Genomic DNA, 708 nt, shown 5'->3' with positions numbered 1-708 from the left:
GTTATCACCACATCAATCAGCGGTTAAACCGCTCCACCAACGAGTACTGCGTCTTTGCCGTCTTCGTCAGCTCTTCACTCAGCAACGCCGAGTTATGCGCCTGTTCCGACGTCTGATCCGCCAGTTCCGAAATATTGCTGCTGTTGCGGCTGATCTCTTCAGCCACCGCACTTTGCTCTTCCGTCGCCGCAGCAATCTGCGTAGTCATGTCGGTGATATTAGCCACGGCTTCACTGATCCCGACCAACGCCTGATCCGCTTCCAGCACCCGCGCTACACCTTCTTCAGCCTGGCGATGCCCGGCTTCCATGGTTTGCACGGCACTCGAAGCCGTCTGCTGCAACTTGGCGATCAAGGCATGAATCTGCCCGGTCGATTCGCTGGTGCGCTGCGCCAGTTGACGCACTTCGTCAGCCACCACCGCAAACCCACGGCCCATTTCACCGGCACGTGCAGCTTCGATCGCAGCGTTCAGAGCGAGCAGGTTGGTCTGGTCAGCGATGCCTTTGATCACATCAACCACGCCACCGATTTCGTCGCTGTCCTTGGCCAGTTGGGTCACGGTCAAACCGGTTTCGCCAACGACGACCGACAAACGCTGAATGGCTTCGCGGGTTTCGCCGGCGATGTCACGACCGCGACCGGTCAGGCGATTGGCTTCCTGAGTCGCGTCAGCAGTGCGCTGCAGGTGGCTCGCTACTTCCTGAG

1 protein-coding gene is annotated in these 708 nt (G+C 59.2%); it reads right to left on the bottom strand.

Annotated elements, in window-relative coordinates; translation table 11 throughout:
- Positions 1 to 16: 16 nt before the first annotated feature.
- Positions 17 to 708: methyl-accepting chemotaxis protein (locus BK660_RS30640; protein ID WP_259698556.1), on the bottom strand; the 692-nt coding region annotated here is incomplete at its 5' end.

It is taken from the genome of Pseudomonas brassicacearum (genome assembly GCF_003732265.1).
GTDB classification, from domain to species: Bacteria; Pseudomonadota; Gammaproteobacteria; order Pseudomonadales; family Pseudomonadaceae; genus Aquipseudomonas; species Aquipseudomonas brassicacearum_D.
The sequence above is the reverse complement of the archived record's forward strand: the minus strand, read 5'-3'. Positions and strand labels throughout refer to the sequence as shown.